We start from the raw sequence: 22,819 nt of genomic DNA on the forward strand, positions 1-22,819 counted from the left end.
GTGAGGGGCCGGCCTAAGCCTTGTATGCTCGGACAAATGGATTTGGAAGAGCGGAAAAACTAAACCTATGGAGGGAAATTACAATGATTATTAACCACAACCTTAACTCGATGAACGCACACCGCAACATGTCATTCAACACAGCACAAACTGGTAAAGCGATGGAGAAATTATCTTCAGGTCTTCGCATCAACCGTGCTGGTGACGATGCTGCTGGTCTTGCAATCTCTGAAAAAATGCGCGGACAAATCCGTGGTATGGATCAAGCTGCTCGTAACGCGCAAGATGGAATTTCTTTAATTCAAACAGCTGAAGGTGCATTGAACGAAACACATTCAATTGCTCAGCGTATGCGTGAATTATCAGTTCAATCTTCAAACGAAACTAACACATCTGATGACCGTGCTGCACTTGATAAAGAATTCCAACAATTGAAAAGTGAAGTAACGCGTATCGCTGATCAAACAGAGTTCAACACTAAGAAACTGTTAAAAGGTGGCCTTGGAGCTACTTCTACAGCTGGTGCAGATTTAGCACCAGCTTCAGGGATGACTAACTTTAATGTTGGTGGCTCACAAGTTGGAACGATTGCTATCACGTCTGCTGCTGGGACAGGTGCAGCAGTTGACTTAACTGCAACTTTCACAGATGCTGCAGGTAACATTACGACTCAAACATTAGCTGATGTTACAGTGCCTACAGGTGCAAACGAAGCTAACGTCAACTTTGATAAGCTTGGATTCTCATTCACAGCTAACTCATCGTTGAGCGCAGGTTCGTTCGATGGATCTGCTACTTCAACAATCACTGTTACAGGTTCAGCTGCTAAATTCCAAATTGGTGCTAACTCAAACCAAACTATCGATTTGTCAATTAAAAACATGGATGCTACTGCATTGAACATTGTTAGTAGCGACATTTTGACAAAAGAAAGTGCTCAGACAGCTATCACTTCACTTGATGCTGCTATCAAGTCAGTTTCTGATGAGCGTGCTAACTTAGGTTCGGTTCAAAACCGTCTCGAGCACACAATCAACAACTTAAACGTTGGAGCTGAAAACCTTCAAGCTGCTGAATCACGTATCCGTGACGTAGACATGGCGAAAGAGATGATGAACTTCACGAAGAACAACATCCTTAACCAAGCTGCACAAGCAATGATGTCCCAATCGAACCAACAGCCTCAAGCGGTTCTTCAACTTCTCCGTTAAGATTTAACCTATTTCTTAATCAACATTCACTAGAACTAGGCTACGAAAATGTCCGTCTCTCGTTATTCGAGGGACGGACATTTTTTAATATACATAGACTCCTCTATCTTCTTTTAAATAATTTTTTTTAATGTCTTGCCATTTGTACACAACAGACCAGTAAGTACGACCTATCTGCTGGGCAATCGCAGCGTCTGTCATTCCATTTTGTTTTGCTTGAATGATAAATTCGATTTCATTTGCTGTATAATCATTTTTTGCTTTTGAGGAAATGACGGTCATGTCTGGATGTTGCTCTCGTTCAAGCTGTAATCGATAGTCCCAATCGAGTTTTTTACGCATAGATGGAATGGCATACGCATAAGGAGCGAACTCATTTAAGAAACGAATCGCTTCTTCTGTTTTTTGAATACGAAGTGTATAAAAGTGACCGTCAGAACGGCGACTTAATACGAAATGATGATGGAATGTTCGTGCTATAAATGAACTTAACACTTCAAGTTCCTCAGGATAAAAGGCTTGAAGATAAAGATAGATATGTGGAGTGATGATCATCTGATTTAATTTGGAACGCGTAGATTTTGTTAGTGATAGACTACCATCGTCTAAATAAAGGGCTAATAAAAAAACAGGATGAATACAGTCTTCCAATAGACGAATCGGAATATGCTTCTTTCTACCATCATAACATTGTGCACGTAACCAAGTGAAAAGATCATCTTTCTCTGAATATAGTTCTGCACTAGTTCCTGTCTTCCTTATTTTTATTCCTTTAAATATTCTAGGTGCGCTTCTTAATTTCCACTCGCGATACTCCATTTGTTTGACTGAAAAATGTTCGCGATACTGAAGACCGTTTTTTGGAGTGACTTTGGCTTTTGAACGCGTAATGGTTCCATCACCTAGTAACGTTCCTAATAGTAGGCTTTTTTCAAACACTGTCAGTTCGTCCCATTCCATCAGGTATCCTCCTCTACCCTTCATAATTATTACCTTGTACTATTATTCCCGGTTTTATTCTTTGATAGTCGGAACACCGTTGTAGAAAAAGAATAGGGGGGAATCTGATTTTCAGTTTAAGAATTGAAAGTGTTTTTAGCTGATACCTAGCGTTTAGATATTAAATTAATATTGTTATGTTGCCTTTTCGTTCTTATAAAACTGAAAATCATTACGTGATGAACCGATATAGTACGTGAGAACAATGAAAAGAGGAGCAGAAATCTATGAATCCGATTATTTCTGAAGTCCGGCTTCACCTCCCTTCTTCTGTCTTGCCTTATGAACAAACAAAAAACGTGTTCGTTGAAGCGAATCAACAAGCGCTCGCTGATGAAGGCATCGTCATTTTGCCGACGCCACAACACGTCACGAAGTTAGAGGCGGCTGTCGAGAAGGCAAATCAAGTGTTAAATCAACAACGTACCGGTTTGAAGTTCATGAAACATGAAAAATTAAACGATTACTATATTCAAATTGTAGATACCAATAACGAGGTTATACGCGAAATACCGAGTAAGAAGTCACTTGACTTCTTTGCAGCATTTATGGAATTTAATCAGCTCTTTGATGAGCGAGTATAAGGAGGTCAATCATGACGACACCAATCCGGTTTGGCGGACTAGCCAGTGGAATCGATACTGATACCATCATCAAACAATTAATGCAGGTCGAACGCCTTCCTGTTGATAAACTTGAACAAAAAAAACAGACGACTGAGTGGAAACGAGATGCTTACCGTGAAATTAATCGATCGCTCATGACGCTCCGTAATAGTGCCTCGGATTTAATGCTTAGCCGAAATTTTTATGCGAAAACGTCAAGCTCTTCTGATGAATCGAGAGTATCGGTCGTTGCGGGGCCATCAAGTGGAAATACAGCGATTCGTATAGAATCTGTGAATCAACTAGCTACTGCTGCTACTCAAGTTGTTGAGCCGAAAGATAGAAACGGAAACGCAGTAACCAAGACGACAAAAGTTGCTGAGATGAATTTGCAGTCAGCTACACAAGAGGTGACGTTACCTACGGCGTCAAAAGAGTGGATACTCTCTCCCAAGCCAAAACCAGGAGCAATCGTTTCGTTAAAAGATGCAACAGACACACCAATTAACGTAACGGATTATACTTATGACGAGGTGACTGGAAAAGTTACAATGAATGACGGTTCAGATGTGCCTGCGGGTTCTAAGGCCACATATTTTTCCGGTTATCAGGTTCAAATACGTTCAGTCGAAGGTGGAACTTTTGAGACAATCAAAGTAGCAGAAGATGCAACTATGGAAAATTTAGTTACTGCTTTGAACGAAAAAGAATCAGGAGTGTCTGCATTCTTCGAACCGATTTCTGGAAAGTTGTCATTCACCCAAAAACAGACCGGTGAAAAAGCGATTATTGAATTTGATACTATGACAAAAAACACTTTTGGTATTGATCCTTTAGCGCCTCCTCAAAGTGGAAAAGATGCTAGTTTTATGGTCAACGGCATTCCAATGACGCAGAGTTCCAACACTGTCACTATTGATAATATGACAGTCACGTTGAAATCGGAATTTCTGTCTGGTCCGGTCACACTTTCAGCCGCTACTGATACCCAAAAAGTCTATGAAAATATTAAAGCTTTCGTTGACAAGTATAATGAAACTATTGATCTTATGAACAAGAAAGTTCGTGAAGATCGTTTCCGTTCGTTTACGCCACTAACTCAAATGCAACGTGATGAATTGTCCGAGGACGAAATTAAAAAGTGGGAAGAAAAAGCAATGAGTGGAATGCTTCGTGGGGATACAATTGTACGAGGTGCAATGGACACCATGCGTAGTAAATGGTCAAGTGCAACGTCAAATACTAATGATGTTGAAATGAAGCAATTATTTCAAATAGGTCTTTCTACCGGCAAAGATTTCACAAATGGTGGGAAAATTGAGTTAGACGAAGAGAAACTTAAAGCTGCCATTGAGAATAATCCGGAACAGGTTTACCAGTTGTTCACGAATGTAGACAGTGGATTACTTCCTCAAATTCGTGATGCGGCAACTAACTCACGTACCACTATTACACGAATTGCGGGAGCTGAAGGGGCTGGTGCTCCGACATACTCGATGGGGCGTGAGATGACACAAATCGACACACGGATTACGCGTTTGAACGATTTGTTAGTCGATAAAGAAAATGCTTACTACCGTCGCTTCGCAGCGATGGAAACGGCGATGAACCAGGCGAACTCGCAAGCCGCCTCACTGCAACAGTTCTTAGGCGGAGGCATGTAAGAGGAGGAAGTTAAATGGTAGCCAACCCATATGCAGCATATCAAAACAATGCGGTCACGACCGCGAACCCACAGGAATTGACGCTCATGCTGTATGACGGGGCGCTCAAGTTCATGCGCCTCGCCAAACTCGCTATTGAGCAAGGAAATCCAGACTTAAAGAATACGAATATCCAGAAGACACAGGCCATCTTTCAAGAGATGCGTTTGACGTTAAATAAAGACATTGCGATTTCGGCAAACTTGGACTCGCTTTATGAATACATGTGGCGTCGTCTCGTCGATGCCAACGTCAAGAACGACACGACGATTCTCGACGAAGTGCTCGATTTCACGACGGAGCTCCGCGACACGTGGAAGGAAGCGATGAAACTCGCGAAGCAAGCATGAGACCCATCGATGAGATTATCTTCAAAACGCAACGACTAAAGGATTTGCTGGCGAAAGTGCCGGAAGAACCGACGTATGATACATGGATGGACCAAATCCATGAGTTGCTTGACGACCGTGAACAATTGCTCGCGGCGCACGGACCGGACTTGAAGGACGCTGACCAGACGGTGATTCGTCAGCTCGTCGACGACAGCCAACAGATTGCACGCTTAATTGAGGCCGAGCATCAACGGCTCGGGATGACGCTCGGGACGGCGCGGCAAGAACGGAAGACGGTCAAGTCGTACGTCGATCCATACGAGGACGTCGATTCGAACTTCTCAGGATTGTTCGATCAACAGACATAAAAAGCGCTGAATATATCAGCGCTTTTTTATTTTAATAAAATATTGATGTATCGTTAAAAAAAAGGAACTTCCAGCCGATAATATCAATGGGATGATTTGGATATTAATCATTCTGAATGGAATGTTGTGGAGGAATTTCTTATGATTATCAAAAATAACAGCAATGCAAATCAAGCGTTACGTCAATCACAAATAAATACAGGTCAAGCCGGTAAAGCTATGCAGAAACTGTCTTCTGGGTTACGAATCAATCAAGCTGCTGATGATGCGGCAGGATTAGCCATCTCTGAGAAGATGAGAGCTCAGATTCGTGGCCTAGATCAAGCCGCTCAAAATGCTGTGGATGGAATCAGTTTAATTCAAACTGGAGAAGGTGGATTGAACGAATCTCATTCAATTCTACAACGTATGCGTGAACTCGCTGTTCAGTCTGCTAACGACACAAATAACTTAGCTGATCGCGGCGCGATTCAAAAAGAGTTTAATGAGATGACGAGTGAATTAAATCGAATTGGCAATCAGTCGTCATTTAATTCTAAAGCTATTTTGACAGGGATTCACGGTTCTGAAGGAGAAGTACTAACAACTCACTCTATTCCTGGGCATCATGGTGCAGTAAGGGGTCTGTATAAAGTATCAGTAGATCCTACGAGATTTTCAAATGGGGATACTTTAAGTATTGATGGGTATACATTTACTAAATCGACTAGTTATCCATTGGGACAGGAAGAGTTTAATGATTTGCCATCTCTAAGGAATTCAATTTTGAGTCACCCTGATTTAAGTAAGAGCTATAATGTACAAGTAGGTATTATGGAATTACAATTGGAACAAAGAACAGGAAAAGAAACGAGTACACTACCTCAAGTGATGGAATTCCGTGCCGTGGATGGTTCATCAAGCGGATATATGATTGATGTGATTCGAAATGGACGTAGCGGTCCTCCACCGCAATCAGGTAAATTCGAATTAAACGAAAAAGACATTATGCCTTTAATTAAAGGCGATATTATAAAAGTCGAATGGATTTCAGATATTTCATTTAATAATAAATCTTTTGAATTGTCATTTGATCCTCATGCCACCTCTATGTGGGGAGGTGTGGTAAATTCATTTGCAGAAGTTGTTCAAGGAATTAACAACATCGCTTCCCCCTATACATCTAATTCACATTGGTCTGGTTCCTCTGTCACAATTCAAGAGAACCATCCATATGAAGGTACATATAAGCAGTTGAAATTGACGCGCGGAGGTAAAGAAATAACCCTTCAAATTGGCGCGAATTCTGGTCAATCTATTCAGTTAGACATGAATGATATGAGAGCCGCACGAATTGGATTGACCTCGACGGTAAAAGGAGAAGAGGGCTTCACATCTGAACGTGTCGTTAAAAATCGTGAAGGAAATCGAGACGCAGAGTATGCATTAGACATTACGATGCAGTCGAGCGCGAGTAAGGCGATTAGCAAAATAGATCAAGCCATCCAACTCGTGTCTTCTGAACGAACAAAGATGGGCTCATGGCAAAATCGTCTAGATCATGTAGTAGCGAACGTCACTATGTCTTCTGAAAATCTTCAAGCTGCTGAATCACGTATTCGAGATGTCGATATGGCAAAAGAAATGATGGCGTTCACGAAATCAAATATTTTAGGACAGGCTTCTCAGGCAATGATTGCGCAAGCCAATAAGCAGCCGGAGGCCATCCTTCAATTACTTCGCTAAATATAGATGGATTAAACTGCTCAAGAGCACCAAGCCCTTGAGCTTTTTTCGTTCATGAGGCTTTGACTTGTCGTCGTATTTTCAACAGGATTCTGGACAAGGTAAACAAAATCAGTCCGCTCACATTGAATTTTAAATACGTGAGTAAAGCGTCTTGCAACGACGTCACCGGCAGAAAACCACTGAATGTGACGAGCGGCAGAATCGTCACGTGCATCGTGGCCCAATGGATGAAAATCTGTTTCGGGAACGACCAACGTCTCACTTCATAAATGACGCTTGTCAGGCCGAGGAAGAACGCCATTCCGCCATAGACGAGCATATTATGTGCACCTTCCGGGTCTCCGCTCCACCACTGATACGTTGCAAGCACTCCGAACACCGCAAACCACGTCACGCCGCGAACCAATCCTCGTTTCAAAAAAACCATCTAGATCGTCCTTTCCATTGCTTGTTGGTTTCTTATACGATGCGATTTGGAAAAAGTTTCAATCTGGATGTAAGGATGCAAAGACGTCTGTTTTCGTATAAAATCGGGTAAATACCACTGTAACCGTTGCTTCTTTTCTGGAAAGGGGAGGGAAACGAGATGAGTGAGAAAAAAGTGAAACCTGAGTCAATGAAAAACCGTCGTTACTTCGTCTACGGTCCAGAAGGGGCGTACGATGAGTATGTGGAACGTGACCCGAAAATTGAGGCGTATGTCGAAGACGATGCGCCGCTCGAAGACGGTCCCGATCCGTATGAGGAAGAAGATCTCAAATCAAGAGGATAATATAGCCAAAGTCAAGGTTCTTTCAAAGACCTTGGCTTTTATTTGTGCAGGCTGGCAACCCTATACGTTTTCTTACAACGGTCGGGCTAGACAATCAAGTATGCTCATCTTATCAACCACCACTCATACGAAAAGGGAGAGAATGAAGATGAACATGAAACGATACGGATTGTTGCTAGCCTTACCATTGACACTACTTGTAGGCTGCGGGGAAGCGGATGAACTGAAGACGACGGCGACCGACACAGAGGAAGTCGTCGAGGCCGAAACGACGGAAGAACCAGCGGCAGACACAACACAAGAGACAGAAGTGCAGGAGAGCGAACTTGGGTCGAATCAGATTTATATGAAGAATAAGGCGCTCGACATCAAAGAGACGATCGGCTCCGTCAACTTCGCCATCGATAAAGTGCAGACGTCACGACTCACGGTCAACGAGGCGTACCGCGACTCGTTCGATGGGCAAGAAGAAGTGACGGTCATGGCGATGAATGTCATCGTCGAGAATACGATTGACGACACCATCAGTTTCCACCCGAACCAGGCGACGCTCGTGACGAACACGGGGGAGCAAGTATCAGCCGACTTGTGGTTCTCGGATGACGTTGGCGGCGAGTTCCTCGGTAAAGTGAAGAAGGAAGGGAACGTGCTCTTCTTCGTCAAGGCGATGCCAGAAGACCTAGCGGACGTGAAAGTCGTCATCGACGGACCGTCGGACGCGAACTATGAGTCGATTGGGGAATCCCGCTACGAATATACGATCAACGTCGAGAAATAAAGAATGGCCGCTCCAGGGAACTGGTGCGGCCATTTGTCAGCGGTGAAGTAACATCTCCATCACGAGCAGTAAGTTTGAATCGTAGGAAGATGCCGCTGTCGACTCTTCCCGCTGGTCATCATAAATCGGAATATGTACGGTGGCGAGCTCGCCCAAACGATTTTTCGTCGCACGCGTGAACGCGATGACGGGAATGTCATGTTGTTTGGCGATGTTCACCTTCTCGAGAACGGACTCGGTCTCGCCGCTCCGAGAGAAGGCGATGAATAAGTCCTGGTGTTCAATGTGGGCGAGAAACAGGCTCCGGCTGTCGCCGGCCGAACTGACCCATGCCTGCTTCTTTTGAAGATGCAGCTTCTTCGCCATATATTCGGCAAAGAACGTGGAAAAGCCGGCGCCGTATAAAAAAAATCGATCGACTCGCATCCAACAACTGCCGGAAGTCCGACACTTGCTCCGAGATCAAGGCGTCCGTGCGCTCAAAGTTTGTCACATGCGTCCGAAACTGATCAGCCCACGCCTCATGGTGGGGCCGCTCGGTTTGCTGCAGTGTCGGCTGTTGTCCTTTTAAGAAAAATAAGAATTCACTATAGCCGCTAAACCCAAGCTTTTTGCAGAGCCGGATGATGGTGGCAGGTGACGTGTAGCACCGGGCCGCCAGTTCGCGTATGTTCATCTCGCGAACGAGCGAGACGTTCTCGGCAGCGAATAAGAGGACGCTATACTCCATCTCGGTCAACCGGTTCTTGCCTCGCAATAAGTCCCAAACGGATGGCTCCATCGTCCATTCCTCCTTTCACACCTTCTCATCATAAGCGAGTCGCCATGAAAAAAGAAGCGGTCCTTTGAGGGACCACTTCTGCATTTAGTTGCGGACGAGCGTGTGACGAGATTGAAGGTCAGGCCAGAACCCGGCGTTCGCTTCAATCATCTCGTCGAGAATCAGTTTCGCATGACGGGCCGATGGGACCGTCTTGTTCAACGTGAACGCTTGAAGTGCCTTCTCGTACGAACCTTCAATCGTCGCTTCGACGAGCAACTTCTCACTGGCGAGCTGTTGTTCCATCAAGCCTTTATAGAAGAGCGGGATGTGACCAACACGGATCGGTTCCGGACCGTGTGACGTGATGTAGGCCGGGACTTCGACCATGGCGTCATCCGGGATATTGGCGATGGCACCATTGTTCTCGACGATGACGAGATGACGCTCCCGGCGGTCGAACGCGAGCGAGATGGCGACATCGACGATGAAGATCCCGTGCACGCCGACGTGGAACGCCTCTGGCATCTCACCGGTCTCTTCGAACGTACGGATGGCCTCGAACAACGTCTTCTCACGTCCGGCCATGACTTCGTTGGCACGTGTATGTTCCGGGTTCGAGCCGTCGACGATGTCCGTGCTCATCAAGTAGTACTGCATGTATGGGTTCGGGATATACTCCGGGAAGTAATCCATGAGCGGTTTGATGTTCTTATACGTCTTCACCCATGATGGGTCCGAGTGTTGGACGTCGATGACGGAGATGTCTTCGGTCAACAAACCGAATTTGGCGATGTGTTCACGCAGCTCCGGCAACTTGTCCTCGCCGTCGACGAACACTTCCGTGAACCAACCGAAGTGGTTGAGCCCGAAGTAGTTGACCGTCAAGTCTTCACGTTCGACCCCGAGCACGGCGGCCATGTTGCGCATGACGCCGACCGGCATGTCACAAATGTTGAGCACTTTGGCGTCAGGGCGTAAGCGACGGATCCCTTCGGCCACGATGGCGGCCGGGTTCGAGTAGTTGATGATCCAGGCATCGTTCGCGTACTGTTCGACGAAATCAATCAGCTGAATCATCGGTTCAATCGTACGAAGGCCGTAGGCGAGTCCACCGGGACCACACGTCTCTTGCCCGACGACTTGGTGACGGAGCGGGATTTTTTCATCGTGTTCGCGCATCTTGTATTTTCCGACGCGCATTTGGGCGAACACATAGTTGGCCGCAGTGAATGCTTCGGCAGGGTCGGTCGTCACGGTCAGTTTGACGTCGTTCGTATGCTGGCGGATGACGTACTCGACGACTTTAGAGACGGCGAGTTGACGCTCGGCATCAAGATCATACAGACGGATCTCTTTCAGCGGGAACTCTTCTAGACGAACCATCAAACTTTTCACGATCCCTGGTGTATAGGTACTACCGCCACCGACGATTGTTAAAATGAAAGGTGCTTGTTTACTCATAGTAATTCCTCCTTGGTTATAATACGTCTTCGACTGCATCCCGCATTTTCTTCACATGCAGACCGTATACGACTTGAATGTTATCGCCTGACTTGATGACGCCTTTGGCCCCGGTCGAGAGCAAGGTCGGCTCATCGATTTTACTCGTGTCTTTCACGGTGACACGCAGCCGGGTGTAACAATTGTCGACCGTGTCGATATTGTCGCGACCGCCGAGCCCGTCGATGATGACGTGACCGACACCGATTTCGGTTGCGGCTACTTCATCCGTCTGTTTGGCCTGATAGTCTTTTTTGTCGTACAGTTTCACTTCTTCCGCCTCATCGCCCCGTCCCGGTGTCTTCAAGTCGAGCTTCAAAATCAACGTCCGGAAGACGAGGAAGTAGAGGACCGACATGATTAATCCGACGAGGATGTACATATGCCAGTTCGACTTCTCGAGACCGAGCGGCAAGTTATACAAGACGAAGTCGATGGCACCATTCGCGCCGATCGCGTGGACGTCAAGCAAGTAATAGAGCGTCATGCCGACACCGGTCAATACCGCGTGGACGACGAAGAGCACCGGTGCCGTGAACAAGAATGCGAACTCAATCGGTTCTGTGACACCGAGCAAGAACGACGTCAAGGCAGCCGGGAACAGGATGGCTTTCGCTGCATTCTTTTTAGACGGTGACGCGGTGACGTACATGGCGAGTGCGGCAGCCGTCAGACCGAACATCTTGGCGATGCCTCGTGCATCCCATACGGCCGTCGTGCTCAGCTGGGTGACGTCTTGACACGCCATCTCCGCGAAGTAGATGTTCCGTGCGCCGTTGTACATCTGGCCACACACTTCAGCCGTACCACCCAACTCGGTATATAAGAACGGGGTGTAGACGAGGTGATGCAACCCGGTCGGAATCAATACCCGCTCGAGGAATCCGTAAAGGAAGACCCCGAAGCCGCCGGCACTCTTGATGAACAGGGCCGAGCTCGTGATGGCGCTCTGCGCATACGGCCAGACGAACGTCATCGCGAACCCGAGGGCGATGGCGGTCGGGATTGCCAAGATGACGACGAAACGGTGACCGGAATAGATGGCCATCACGCCTTCGAATTGGACGCTTGAATATTTGTTATGTAAGTAGCCGACGAGTCCACCGATCAAAATCCCGGCGAAGACGCCCATCTCGAGTACTTGCACCCCGAGGACCATCCCTTGTCCGGTAGCACGCATCGTGTCCGGATCTGCGAGATTCCCAGTCAAGCTGAGGGTCAGGTTCATCGCGTTCATGAAGATGATGAACGTGACGAGGCCGGTCAAGGCGGCGTACCCTTTATCTTTTTTAGCGAGGCCGATCGGAATCCCGACGGCGAAAACGAGGGCAAGATTGACTAAGATGGCGACGGCACTGCCTGACAGCAATTGACCGAAGCCTTGAATATAAGGATTGCTTAAAAATGGGACATACGTTGCCAAGTTCCCGTTACCGAACATGTTCCCGAAGGCGATGAAGAGTCCGACGATCGGTAAGATGAGAACCGGAGCGAACAATGATTTCCCGAAGTCTTGCAATATATTGACTGCTCGCTTCATAACCATCCATCCTTTGACGTTTCATTTTTGTAAGCGCTTTACATGTTGAATACTATCATGGAAAATTGAGGAATCGAAGAGGTGGCACGTTGAAAAGCACACGTTCCATCGAATGAAACATGTTTCGTGTTTGTGAATGGATTTACATAAAGAAAAAGACATGAGCAGATTGATCCATAAGAAGGAGTGAGGAAGATGAACGAGACACGCACCGTTCAAGTGAGGAAGTATGATGAGAGCCTGCATTACGAGTGGACGAGCCGACTCATCGAGGAGGATGGCGAACGCATCCTGCTTTACACCGGCCCGGGGCGGACGCTCCAGCACCATACCCGGCAAGCTCGTTATACGTATGAATCACACTCGCTCGAGTGTTTCATGCGCCATGACGGATTCACGGTTCAGCTCGATTTAGAGGCGGACGGGACGATCCGTCACTACTGCAACATCGGTCTCGTTCCTCGACTAGACGGAGACGTCATCGAATTCATCGATTTAGACCTCGACCTCGTGGCTGACGGAGGAGGCGAATGGCGGCTTGTCGATGAAGAGGAATTCGCAGTGAATCGGGTCTGTTTCGGCTATCCGGACGATATGGTGACACATGTTTGGAACACAATCGAAGACGTGAAACGGCGAATCGATTTGGGTAAGTTTCCGTTCGACGGGTCACTTGAACGACGGCTCCTGACACTCGCCAAGGAACAATCGTCCTGTTCTCCATCTACTTGATTAGGAAAGCCGCCTTGTTGTTAACTCGATAGAAAAACCCGCTCCAAGCGTCGACGACGTCTGCCTGGAACGGGCGGGTAAGTATTCTTATGAGACTTCAGTCGTTACGCTGATGCGGCAACGGAATCGTCAACACGTTCCAGTTCTCACCGGCGAACAGCTTCGCGAGAAAGACGATCTGCCCGACATGATAGCTGTAGTGCGACACTTGCTTCTCAATCGCCCAGATGACGGTCTTCTCTTCACCGCGGATGAAGACGGTCTTACCGAGGTCGTCCGGTGTGAGGCTTGCCAAGACGTCGTCCAACAGTTGCCAACGTTCATCCCACGTCGCCATCAGTTCGGCGCGTGACTGGTGCTGGTCCTCGAACTCGGCGTCACGGTTTCGGTCAGGCTTCTCGCCGTCCGTCGTCAAAAAGTCGGTCCAGCGCGATTTCATGTTGTTCGAGATATGTTGCACGATGACCGCGAGCGAGAGCGTGTCTTTCGCGAGCACACGATGCATGTCCTCGTCGTTCACTTGCTTCAACGCGTCTTCGGCGAGCTGTTTCTGTTCCTGGAAAATCGAGCGTACCATTTCGATATAGCGGGCTTCAAACATGGAATGACCTCCTTTAGATTCCTACTAAGCATACCTCAATCCGAACGTGATAAAAATCATTGAGAAGGAACCGTGCAAGACGCCACCGCGCGATGATCGATTCCTGGGTGCCCTGTTTAGGTTTTGACGGGAGTCATGTCACGTCCAGCTTCTTTCGGTTTTGGGGTTCACCCGTGAAGAGAACCGACCGCGGTTGTCCGGGAGTGGATGAGCGCGTTTTTTTGTATGCGAAAAGGGAGAGCTGCGGCTCTCCCTTTTAGGTGTGTTCGATTCGAAAATCTTCCCAGTGTGACCGGGCCTGGGTACGGATCCGCTCCGATACTTCCTTGCTGCCGAGCAAGATGCCGTACCAACGTCTTGCGTCCTCATATAGACCGAGCGCGGCCGATAAGTCGGCGATCCGCAACATGAGTTGGTCGTACGGGAGGCCGGTCCGGACTTGGTCCGTGTACGCCTCTTGCACCTCGTTGTACTTGTCGAGCGTCCGCTTCATCCATTCCTTCTCGGACGCCTCGTCGCCCGTCAGGCGATACATCCAGACGAGCCGCATGCCGAGCATGGCGACGACGGACGGTTTTTGGCCGCTTAATTGGGCTGTCACGACGGCGAACTTGTAGAGCCGGATGACGTGCTCGGCCGAACGGTCGCCCGTGAGCGCATCGGCGTTGACGCGGTCGAAGTAGCCCGACTCGAGCGCCTCGCGATTGTTTTTCCGTACCTTGTCAAACGAGTCGTGAAAGACGAGGTGACAGTGACTACAGACGGTCGGCTCATAAAAGTACGGGTTGGCGCCATCGTATGTCGTATATCCGTCCTTCGCGACTTCCTGCGGCCGGATGTGGCGCGACAGCACGCGCGGCGTCTCGCTCTGTTTCAAACAATACGGACATTTCACTTTTTTCGAAAAGATATGTTCTGCCATTACTTCACCTCACACGTATACGTTGACGAGCAGGCCGCGAATCTCACCGACTTGGTCGAGGAGCGACAAACGTGACGCCTCGCCCGAGATGACTTGATCGGTCAAGGCAAGCAACTTCTGGTCGACTTGTTCGACGATCTTATAAATCTTGGCACGACCGCGGCGGTTGAAGCCGCGTTTGTCCTCGAGTCGGAGTGCCGCGTCGACGGCGTCTTTCATAAAGTCTTTAATGAGCTGTTTATATTCAGCGAGCGACTCGACCGTCTGGCTCTCGGCGAGGAGCTCGCCTTTCTCGTGGATGGCCGCGATTTGGCGTTGGAAGCGCTCATGCTCGCGGTCCTCCCGTTTCTGGCCGATGACGTTCTGGAACGAGACGCCAGGCTCGACCTCGGGGCGTTTCGCCTTACCGGCGCCGTGAAGCGACTGTGTCTCCATGATGCGACGAATGTCCATAGAATCCGTCCTTCCTTAAGTTAGTTCAACAATTGTAGCACGCCTTGCGGCAATGCGTTCGATTGGGCGATCATCGCCATGCCGGACTGGTTCAAGATGTTGAGGCGGGCGAAGTCCATCATCTCGCGCGCCATGTCGGCGTCGCGGATGCGGGACTCGGAAGCCGTCAAGTTCTCAGACCCGATCGTGACGACACTCACGTTCGCCTCGAGACGGTTCTGGATGGCACCGAGCTTCGAACGTTCGAGCGAGACCTTTTGAATCGCGGCGTCGAACTTGGCGATGGCGTCGTTGGCACCTCCTTGCGTCGTCACGTCAAGTCCGTCAATCCCGAGCGCGCCGGCGCGCATGTCGTCGACGTTCAAGACGACGCCCTCGCCGCTACCGGCACCGAGTTGGAAGAAGAGCGTCTCATTGCCGGCGATATAGTCACCGTTCATGATTTTTTTTGAGTTGAACTCGGTCGTCTCGGCGATCCGGGTCACTTCATCCGTGAGGGCAGCAATCTCGTCTTGAATCGCCTTGGCGTCATCGCCGCTCAGCGTACCGTTCGACGCTTGGACCGATAGCTCGCGCATCCGTTGCAGCAGGGAATGGGTCTCGCTCATCCCGCCTTCGAGCGTCTGGGTGAGCGAGATGCCGTCAAGCGTGTTGCGTTCAGCCATCGACAGCGAGTCGAGACGGATGCGCATCTTCTCGGAGATGGCGAGCCCGGCCGCGTCGTCAGACGCTTTGTTAATGCGGATCCCGCTCGAGAGGCGGTCCATCGTCTTCTTCATCGTCGCCTGGTTGATCGTGAGCGAGGAGTAGGCTTTGAGTGCCTGTACATTATTGGTAATTTTCATAGCGGTTTCCTCCTGCCGGTACGGGCTTTAAACGAGCATTCTCGATTGCCTGGCCCCATGTCTGGTCGAGCTCGGTCGCGAGGCCGTGGAGCTCCTCGATTTTGTCCATGTCTTGTTCAATCAATGCCTCGAGGCTCGATTTGGCCATATACAAGTAAAGCTCATCGAGTTGGGCCGAGATGATGCCGCCGCCGTCGTGAAGTCCTTGGTGAAGCTTCGCGAGCAGTTCGCGCGCTTGGCGCAAATGGCGGTTGCGTTCGGCGATCGTCGCCGTCTGGGCTTGTTCATAGTGATAGACGAGCGCGTGGAGCATCGCTTGGGTCAGCTCTTCCGGGCTCATTTCGTATAGTCGGTTCGGGTTCATGATGGGTCTCCTTTGATGGTGTCGAGTTCTTCGATCAGTAATAGCACTTCGGCCATGACGTCATACAGTTGCGGCGGAATCGCGTCCCCGAGGTCGAGGTCAAGCAGGTGGCCAAGGAGCGAATGGTCATGCTCGATGGCGACGCCGCGTGATCTCGCCTCGTCTAAAATCTTATCGGCGACGGCGCCCGTTCCGCGGGCGACGACGACCGGGGCGCGGTCGATCGTCTCGTCATAGCGGACGACGGCAGCCGTCTTGCGTTTCGTCAAATCCATGCGTTGATACATAACAGCCTCCTAGATACGGAAATCATAGCCGGTCGTCTCGAGCGTCGGACGCTCGGTCTCCGGTCGGTCCGTCTTCGTCAATGGGCGGAACTGGGTCGTCACACTCTTATAGCCGATCGCCTCGAGCGTCGTCTCGATGTTGCCGAGTAGGGGACGCGCGAGTGCTTCGACGGTCGGGTCATCGTGTTCGAGCGTGAGCCGGAGATTCCGGTCAATCGCTTCGAGCTTGACGCCGATCTCGCCGAGCCGTGGCGTCTCGAGCCGAATGTAGAGCACGCTGTTCTCCCAGTCGACGACGTCCCCGGCCTCCCGGTTTTGGATATGGACGTGGATGCCGGTGTCAATCTCTTGGACTTTCGCCGGCAAGGCGAGGATTAGCTGCTGGAGCTGCCCGCCATCGAGCCGGTTCAACGTCTGTTGGACTTGGAAGAACGAGGCGAGCCGTTGCGCCTCGGGTGTCGTCGCGTCGGGTTTCAATGACAACGTCGACGCCTGGACGCGCTGGGCCGTCTCTTGGATGACGCGGCCCGATAGGTTCGGGTCGACTTTGAACGGCGTGACGCGCGGCAGTTCGCCGGCGCGGGTCGCCTGGTGCGGGATATATTCGAGCCGGACGTGGTTCGGCACGTAGCGGAACTCGTTCAAGCTGGCGCGCACTTCTTTGATGAGCGCGGCGCTCTCGGCCGGTTTCGTCGACAGCAGCCCGAGGGCGACGTCGAGCTTCGCCGTCATCGCGACGAGCGCCTTCTCTTGGGTCGCGCTCGTATGTAACAAGGCGTCCGTCTTTTGGATCAGCTGCGTCAGCCGGGTCGATACCGTCTCGAGTGCGGGGCGTGCCTGATGCGGGTTCGTCTCGACGAGGGCGGCGACTTGGCCGAGCTGTTTCGTAACCGTCACTTGTTCGCTTCGGAACGTGTTCGTCACGGTCGCGAGATGTGACGTCACTTCTTTGACGAGCACCGGTCGTCCGAGGACGGGCGGTAACGTCTCGCGCGGTTCGATTCGCGTCGGGCGCGGCTCCGGCAACTCGTTGATGAGCCGGTCGACCGTCTCCGGTGTCGGCGTCAAACGTTCGCTGACGGGACGCGACAGATTGACGTGCTCGATGAACCGTTCTTTCTGCGGGTACGGCGCGTCAGGTGGCGGTGGTTTGAGTTGTTGTCTCGCTTCATCTAATGACGCGACGGCGAGGTCGCGCGCAACATCACGCGGGAGCGTCGGCGCCTCGACCGTCTTCAGCCAGAGGACGGCATCGCGCATGTCGCCTTTAAAGACGGTCTCGAGCAGACGCACCGTGTCCTCGTTCATCGGCAGCCGTCCTGATTGGAGCAAACGGCTGACGGCACTCCGGACCTCGGGCGGGAGCGATGCGAGCAACGCCTGAATCTTCGTATCGAGTTTCACCGGTTGACCGCTCGGCATGTCCGGCGTCTCGGGTTCAGGTTTGACGACGATCGTCGCGATGAGCTGGCCGTCTTGTTCGGCGAGCGTCAGTTGGAACGGGTTCGTCTTCGGGAGCCCGCCCTCGAACGTGACCTCGACGTGCTCGCCATTGATTTTGACGATCCCGGAGTCGGGTCCGGTCTGTTTGACGAGCTCGGCTTTATAGATGCGATTCGTCTGGATGCCGGCTGTGACCGCGACGGCCGCGGTCATGGGGGCTTGGATTTGCATAGTTGTCACCTCGAACAATATATCGACCTCTTTTTCAAAAAGTGAAGCGAAACCGACAGAAAAAAACCTCCCGTCGAATCGACGGAAGGGTCAAGAGTTGAGCGTTGCGCTCTGGTTTAATTGTTGGAACCGAGCGACGAGTTCGCCCGTCGCTTTCAATTGATTGCGGAGGACGTATGAGGTCGCGTTCGTGGTGATCCGGTGACCGTTCTGGGTGACGACCAAACCTTTCGACTCGATCGGGTCACTCGTGATGTCACGGACGTGCGACCAGGCGTACCATTCACATTCAGGGCGCTTCGGGGACATCGTCGGGAAAAAGACGAGACCGGACGTCGGTTCGATGACGACTGGCACTTTGCCTTTGATGCCGGCGACGCGCTTGGCGACGAAGATGCGCTCCTCGATCGAACTGCTGTACTGGCGGCATGAGAGCTGCAGGAGCTGGTAGGGCCGGAGCGGGGTCGTAATCTCGGAACCGTCCTCGAGAATGACGCGCGATTGCGCGGACATCTCATAACAAGGCAGGATGGCCACCGTTCGCTTCGTAATACGGTACTTTTCCTCGGAATGGTAGGGGCGCATATGGCTGCACCGTCCTTTTCGTATTAGATTTTCAGGCTCGGCTCGCCCAAATGGCGTACAAACCTAAATCATCCCTTCCATGATATATCACAAAATATGTAAATTCAATATCTCTATATGAAAAGTAGGGAAATATAATTCCAATGTAAGCCAAAAGACGATTCATTTACAAAAATATGAGAAAGTGTTTGTCACGCTTCCAAGAAGGTGGTAAGATTACCGATAGAGGGAAAGCCTCTGTATTCTTCAATGGTGAAAGGAATGGATTTACACATGGTAGGTAAAGTAAAATGGTTTAACTCAGAAAAAGGTTTTGGATTCATCGAAGTAGAAGGCGGCAAAGACGTATTCGTACACTTCTCTGCAATCCAAACTGACGGCTACAAATCACTTGACGAAGGTCAAGAGGTAGAATTTGAAATCGTTGATGGCGAGCGTGGCCCACAAGCGGCTAACGTTACAAAATTATAATTTCAAGCCGTAAGCCGGTTCCCACGTGGAGCCGGCTTTTTATTTTTCTTACATAGCGTCCTTCGAATCAAAATCGCGTTTAAGAACGGGCAGAACGGGTAGTTTCTTTTTATACCGCCGATTCAAGTTGAAGACGACGCAATCGGAACAAAATTGTCATTATTTTCTGATGATAACGTTTTCAAACGATTTGAATTCGGGGTATACTATAAATGAGCCACCTGGTTCCACTTTCTTTTCAGAAATGAAGCAGGAGATTCGGTCCACATCGACGAATCATTGGGTCAAGCGGTTATTTTAAGGAGGAGTTCAGATGATTTATAACATTCGCGGCGAAAACATTGAAGTCACACCAGCTATTCAAGACTATGTCGAGAAAAAGTTGGACAAATTGACTCGGTATTTCACAACTCCTACGGATGCACAGACGGCTTACGTCAACTTGAAAGTGTACAACGAGAAGCAAAAAGTGGAAGTGACGATCCCGATGCCGAACTTGTTGCTCCGTGCTGAGGAAACAAACCTCGACATGTACGCGGCAATCGACCTCGTCGTCGATAAATTGGAGCGTCAAATCCGTAAGCACAAAACGAAACTCAACCGTAAATCACGTGCCAAAGATGGCGGTATCGGCGAGTACTTCAAGTCACTCGAAGGTCCTGAGGACGTGGTCGTCTACGACGAGGACGAGGCAGAACTCGAACTCGTGCGGACGAAGCGTTTCACGCTCAAACCGATGGATACGGAAGAAGCGATTCTTCAGATGGACATGCTCGGCCACAGCTTCTTCGTCTTCTCAGACGCAGAAACGGGCAACACGAACGTCGTCTATCGTCGTAAAGACGGGAAATACGGCTTGATCGAACCAGAATAATTCAACCTTGAAACCACACGGCCCTCCAACTCGGAGGGCCGTTTCGTTTGGCCTTTCCTTGAAAGCGAGGGTCACTTCGGTTAAACTGTACATTAGGGAAAAAACATGCATTTTTCAGTGAATGCAGAGGAGATAAAGCGTATGGCGAACTTTTTGAAAGATTTATTTGCTCCACAGAAACGAGTATTGAAAAAAGCAGAAAAAGCGGCCGACCTCGTCGAGTCGTTCGCCGAACCGATTAAGGCATTGTCTGACGAAGCACTTCAGGCAAAGTCGATTGAGTTCCGGGAGCGTTTGGACAAGGGCGAGACGCTTGATGATATCTTGCCAGAAGCGTTCGCGGTCTGTCGCGAGGCGTCTGAGCGTGTGCTCGGCATGCGCCACTACCGCGTCCAGCTCATCGGGGGCTACGTGCTCCATAACGGTGACATCGCTGAGATGAAGACCGGGGAAGGGAAGACGCTCGTCGCGACTCTTCCGGTATATTTGAACGCGCTCACGGGCCGCGGCGTCCACGTCGTGACGGTCAACGAATATTTGGCCCGCCGTGACAAAGAACTCATGGAACCGCTCTACTTCGCACTCGGCCTTTCGGTCGGCCTCAACGTGTCGAACATGGACCGTGTCGAGAAGCAGGCGGCGTACAACTGTGACATCACCTACTCGACGAACAACGAGCTCGGTTTCGACTACTTGCGTGACAACATGGTCCTTTATAAAGAAGACCGTGTCCAACGCGAGCTCTACTTCACAATCGTCGATGAAGTCGATTCGATTCTCGTCGATGAAGCACGGACCCCGCTCATCATCTCGGGTTCGGCTCAAAAATCGACAGAGCTCTACACGCGTGCCGATGCCTTCGTCCGCACGCTCAAAATCGAGGACGACTACACGGTCGACGTGAAGACGAAGTCGGTTCTCCTCACGGACAAAGGGGTCGACCTCGCCGAGAAGTTCTTTGGCATCGACAACTTGTTCGCGATCGAGCACGTCTCGGTCAACCACCACGTCGGGCTCGCCCTTCGTGCCAACGCCGTCATGCATCATGACGTCGACTACATGGTCCGTGACGGCCAAGTCATGATCATCGACCAGTTCACCGGTCGGGTCATGGACGGACGCCGCTACTCGGAAGGGTTGCACCAGGCGATCGAAGCGAAAGAAGGCGTCGAGATTCAGCGTGAATCGATGACGCTCGCGACGATCACGTACCAGAACTACTTCCGTATGTATGAGAAGCTGGCCGGGATGACCGGAACGGCGAAGACAGAGGAAGAAGAATTCCGTAACATTTACAACATGCAGGTCGTGACGATCCCGACGAACAAACCGATCCTTCGGGAAGACCGTTCGGATCTCATCTTCAAATCGATGGACGGCAAGTTCAAAGCCGTCGTCGAAGAAATCATGGCAGCCCACGCGACGGGACAACCGGTCCTCGTCGGGACGGTCGCCGTCGAGACGTCGGAGCATTTGAGTAAGCTTCTCTCGAAGAAGAAAATCAAACACGAAGTCTTGAACGCGAAGAACCACGCCCGTGAGGCCGAAATCGTCGAGAACGCCGGCCAAAAAGGTTCGGTCACGATCGCGACGAACATGGCCGGACGCGGAACCGATATCAAGCTCGGCGAAGGCGTCATCGAGCTCGGCGGATTATATATCGTCGGGACTGAGCGCCACGAGTCACGCCGGATTGACAATCAGCTCCGTGGACGGGCCGGACGACAAGGGGACCCGGGTAAATCCCAGTTCTACTTGTCACTCGAAGATGAGCTCATGCGCCGCTTCGGGACGGACAGCCTCCAGAACATGATGGAGCGCCTCGGCATGGACGACACGCAACCGATCGAGAGCCGCATGGTCTCGAAAGCGGTCGAGTCGGCCCAGAAACGTGTCGAAGGGAACAACTATGACGCTCGGAAACAGCTCCTCGGTTACGATAACGTCATGGCCGACCAACGGAAGGTCATGTACAAAGACCGGGCCAGCATCCTCGAGAACGAATCGGTCACGGACATCGTCCGTTCGATGATTCAAGAGACGGTCGAGACGGGCGTCGCGCAATATACGCCGCTCGAGCTCGTGCCGGAAGAGTGGAACATCGACGAGCTCGCGCACTGGGCCAACCAGACGCTCGCCCTCGAGCAACCGGTCGAAGGCAAGGACTTCTACGGCAAAGAGCGCGAAGAGATCATCGAGCTCTTGAACGAACGCACGACCGCGCAGTATGAGGCGAAACGCCAACTCGCGCCGCCGGAACGCTTCAACGAGTTCGAGAAAATCATCGTGCTCCGTGCCGTCGATTCACACTGGATGGCACACATCGACCACATGGACCAACTCCGTCAAGGGATTCACTTGCGTGCCTACGGACAGAACGACCCGCTCCGCGAGTATCAGGCGGAAGGCGTCAACATGTTCGACGCGATGAACGTGGCCATCTCCGAAGAAGTGACCGGCTTCGTGCTTCGTGCCGAAGTCGGCGACAACCTCCGACGCGAAAAAGTCGTCGAGGAGGAAGTGGCGGTGTCTGGCAAGGACGACACGCCGCTCAAGAAAAAGCCGGTCCGTCGTACGGAAGACCAACGGCTCGGGCGCAACGACCCGTGCTGGTGTGGTTCAGGCAAGAAGTTCAAAAACTGCCACGGCAAACAACAGGCTTAATTTTGAAAGAGGCGAGTCCGCTCGCCTCTTTCCTACGGAAAGGTGACC

At 50.6% G+C, this 22,819-nt stretch carries 26 protein-coding genes; 12 read left to right on the plus strand and 14 right to left on the minus strand.

The annotated features are described in order from the left end of the window. The first annotated feature begins 83 nt into the window (after nt 1-83). Nucleotides 84-1,211, plus strand: a complete 1,128-nt coding sequence (locus KNP85_RS02935) for a flagellin N-terminal helical domain-containing protein (protein WP_214801231.1) — start codon at nt 84-86, stop codon at nt 1,209-1,211. 84 nt (nt 1,212-1,295) lie between these two features. On the opposite strand, the gene KNP85_RS02940 is transcribed toward KNP85_RS02935, so the two are convergent. Beyond that, nucleotides 1,296-2,171: an endonuclease gene (locus KNP85_RS02940; RefSeq protein ID WP_214801233.1), complete on the minus strand. Its 876-nt coding sequence runs from the start codon at nt 2,169-2,171 to the stop codon at nt 1,296-1,298. A 266-nt stretch (nt 2,172-2,437) separates the two neighbouring features. On the opposite strand from KNP85_RS02940, the gene KNP85_RS02945 reads away from it, so the two are divergent. The 5 genes from KNP85_RS02945 to KNP85_RS15755 all read left to right on the plus strand — a co-directional run bounded on the left by KNP85_RS02945 (nt 2,438) and on the right by KNP85_RS15755 (nt 6,943). Further along, nucleotides 2,438-2,794 (plus strand): flagellar protein FlaG, encoded by a 357-nt coding sequence (locus tag KNP85_RS02945; protein WP_214801236.1) that lies wholly within the window; start codon nt 2,438-2,440, stop codon nt 2,792-2,794. 11 nt (nt 2,795-2,805) lie between these two features. Next, nucleotides 2,806-4,479, plus strand: coding sequence for a flagellar filament capping protein FliD (gene fliD / locus KNP85_RS02950; RefSeq protein ID WP_214801239.1), 1,674 nt, complete (start codon nt 2,806-2,808; stop codon nt 4,477-4,479). A 14-nt stretch (nt 4,480-4,493) separates the two neighbouring features. Continuing rightward, the gene (fliS, locus tag KNP85_RS02955; protein WP_214801254.1) at nt 4,494-4,868 is read left to right on the plus strand and encodes a flagellar export chaperone FliS; all 375 of its coding nucleotides are present in this window, start codon (nt 4,494-4,496) and stop codon (nt 4,866-4,868) included. Next, nucleotides 4,865-5,218 carry a flagellar protein FliT gene (locus KNP85_RS02960; RefSeq protein ID WP_029595022.1) on the plus strand — a complete coding sequence of 118 codons (354 nt, stop codon included), beginning with the start codon at nt 4,865-4,867 and terminating at the stop codon, nt 5,216-5,218. The genes fliS and KNP85_RS02960 overlap by 4 nt, the downstream gene beginning before the upstream one ends. A gap of 141 nt (nt 5,219-5,359) precedes the next feature. Further along, nucleotides 5,360-6,943, plus strand: coding sequence for a flagellin N-terminal helical domain-containing protein (locus KNP85_RS15755; RefSeq protein ID WP_251136192.1), 1,584 nt, complete (start codon nt 5,360-5,362; stop codon nt 6,941-6,943). Between the two features lie 52 nt (nt 6,944-6,995). On the opposite strand, the gene KNP85_RS02975 is transcribed toward KNP85_RS15755, so the two are convergent. Beyond that, nucleotides 6,996-7,373, minus strand: coding sequence for a DUF3021 family protein (locus tag KNP85_RS02975; protein ID WP_214801257.1), 378 nt, complete (start codon nt 7,371-7,373; stop codon nt 6,996-6,998). Nucleotides 7,374-7,532: 159 nt separating this feature from the next. Between KNP85_RS02975 and KNP85_RS02980 the strand changes: the two genes are divergently transcribed. Together KNP85_RS02980 and KNP85_RS02985 are read left to right on the plus strand one after the other, a co-directional pair. Beyond that, nucleotides 7,533-7,718 carry a hypothetical protein gene (locus KNP85_RS02980; RefSeq protein WP_034803944.1) on the plus strand — a complete coding sequence of 62 codons (186 nt, stop codon included), beginning with the start codon at nt 7,533-7,535 and terminating at the stop codon, nt 7,716-7,718. 148 nt (nt 7,719-7,866) lie between these two features. After that, nucleotides 7,867-8,496 (plus strand): DUF4352 domain-containing protein, encoded by a 630-nt coding sequence (locus KNP85_RS02985; protein WP_131472877.1) that lies wholly within the window; start codon nt 7,867-7,869, stop codon nt 8,494-8,496. 36 nt (nt 8,497-8,532) lie between these two features. On the opposite strand, the gene KNP85_RS02990 is transcribed toward KNP85_RS02985, so the two are convergent. From KNP85_RS02990 to KNP85_RS03005, 4 genes are all read right to left on the minus strand, one after another. Further along, nucleotides 8,533-8,862, minus strand: coding sequence for an SIS domain-containing protein (locus KNP85_RS02990; RefSeq protein ID WP_251136193.1), 330 nt, complete (start codon nt 8,860-8,862; stop codon nt 8,533-8,535). Beyond that, entirely contained in the window at nt 8,777-9,277 is a 501-nt protein-coding gene (locus KNP85_RS15760) for a MurR/RpiR family transcriptional regulator (RefSeq protein WP_251136194.1), read from the minus strand. Before KNP85_RS15760 ends, KNP85_RS02990 begins: the two co-directional genes overlap by 86 nt. Before the next feature lie 84 nt (nt 9,278-9,361). Beyond that, nucleotides 9,362-10,720 (minus strand): 6-phospho-alpha-glucosidase, encoded by a 1,359-nt coding sequence (locus tag KNP85_RS03000; RefSeq protein ID WP_214801264.1) that lies wholly within the window; start codon nt 10,718-10,720, stop codon nt 9,362-9,364. Between the two features lie 16 nt (nt 10,721-10,736). Then, nucleotides 10,737-12,239 (minus strand): PTS transporter subunit EIIC, encoded by a 1,503-nt coding sequence (locus KNP85_RS03005; RefSeq protein ID WP_483299346.1) that lies wholly within the window; start codon nt 12,237-12,239, stop codon nt 10,737-10,739. A 255-nt stretch (nt 12,240-12,494) separates the two neighbouring features. On the opposite strand from KNP85_RS03005, the gene KNP85_RS03010 reads away from it, so the two are divergent. Next, entirely contained in the window at nt 12,495-13,031 is a 537-nt protein-coding gene (locus tag KNP85_RS03010) for a DUF402 domain-containing protein (protein WP_214801270.1), read from the plus strand. 97 nt (nt 13,032-13,128) lie between these two features. Here KNP85_RS03010 and KNP85_RS03015 read toward each other — a convergent pair whose 3' ends face one another. The 8 genes from KNP85_RS03015 to KNP85_RS03050 form a co-directional block, all read right to left on the minus strand. Continuing rightward, on the minus strand, nt 13,129-13,632 hold the full coding sequence (locus tag KNP85_RS03015; RefSeq protein WP_214801273.1) for a DUF1572 family protein: 504 nt from the start codon (nt 13,630-13,632) through the stop codon (nt 13,129-13,131). Between the two features lie 256 nt (nt 13,633-13,888). Next, nucleotides 13,889-14,554, minus strand: coding sequence for a DUF2225 domain-containing protein (locus KNP85_RS03020; RefSeq protein WP_214801276.1), 666 nt, complete (start codon nt 14,552-14,554; stop codon nt 13,889-13,891). A 9-nt stretch (nt 14,555-14,563) separates the two neighbouring features. Continuing rightward, nucleotides 14,564-15,007, minus strand: coding sequence for a YaaR family protein (locus tag KNP85_RS03025; protein ID WP_214801279.1), 444 nt, complete (start codon nt 15,005-15,007; stop codon nt 14,564-14,566). Between the two features lie 20 nt (nt 15,008-15,027). After that, nucleotides 15,028-15,852, minus strand: a complete 825-nt coding sequence (locus tag KNP85_RS03030) for a flagellin N-terminal helical domain-containing protein (protein ID WP_214801282.1) — start codon at nt 15,850-15,852, stop codon at nt 15,028-15,030. Beyond that, complete coding sequence (locus tag KNP85_RS03035; RefSeq protein ID WP_214801285.1) at nt 15,836-16,216, minus strand: flagellar export chaperone FliS; 381 nt, start codon at nt 16,214-16,216, stop codon at nt 15,836-15,838. Before KNP85_RS03035 ends, KNP85_RS03030 begins: the two co-directional genes overlap by 17 nt. Beyond that, a complete protein-coding gene (locus KNP85_RS03040) occupies nt 16,213-16,503 on the minus strand; it encodes an EscU/YscU/HrcU family type III secretion system export apparatus switch protein (protein WP_131472867.1) in 291 nt (96 codons plus the stop codon). Before KNP85_RS03040 ends, KNP85_RS03035 begins: the two co-directional genes overlap by 4 nt. A 9-nt stretch (nt 16,504-16,512) precedes the next feature. Next, nucleotides 16,513-18,177 carry a hypothetical protein gene (locus KNP85_RS03045; RefSeq protein WP_251136195.1) on the minus strand — a complete coding sequence of 555 codons (1,665 nt, stop codon included), beginning with the start codon at nt 18,175-18,177 and terminating at the stop codon, nt 16,513-16,515. A 90-nt stretch (nt 18,178-18,267) separates the two neighbouring features. Next, on the minus strand, nt 18,268-18,762 hold the full coding sequence (locus KNP85_RS03050; RefSeq protein ID WP_029595033.1) for a competence protein ComK: 495 nt from the start codon (nt 18,760-18,762) through the stop codon (nt 18,268-18,270). Nucleotides 18,763-19,035: 273 nt separating this feature from the next. On the opposite strand from KNP85_RS03050, the gene cspD reads away from it, so the two are divergent. From cspD to secA, 3 genes are all read left to right on the plus strand, one after another. Beyond that, nucleotides 19,036-19,233: a cold-shock protein CspD gene (cspD, locus tag KNP85_RS03055; protein WP_021065411.1), complete on the plus strand. Its 198-nt coding sequence runs from the start codon at nt 19,036-19,038 to the stop codon at nt 19,231-19,233. A 313-nt stretch (nt 19,234-19,546) separates the two neighbouring features. After that, on the plus strand, nt 19,547-20,107 hold the full coding sequence (hpf, locus tag KNP85_RS03060) for a ribosome hibernation-promoting factor, HPF/YfiA family (RefSeq protein WP_021065412.1): 561 nt from the start codon (nt 19,547-19,549) through the stop codon (nt 20,105-20,107). Nucleotides 20,108-20,248: 141 nt separating this feature from the next. Then, nucleotides 20,249-22,771, plus strand: coding sequence for a preprotein translocase subunit SecA (gene secA / locus KNP85_RS03065; protein WP_131472865.1), 2,523 nt, complete (start codon nt 20,249-20,251; stop codon nt 22,769-22,771). Nucleotides 22,772-22,819 lie beyond the last annotated feature (48 nt).

Source organism: Exiguobacterium sp. s194 (assembly GCF_018618275.1).
GTDB classification, from domain to species: Bacteria; Bacillota; Bacilli; order Exiguobacteriales; family Exiguobacteriaceae; genus Exiguobacterium; species Exiguobacterium chiriqhucha.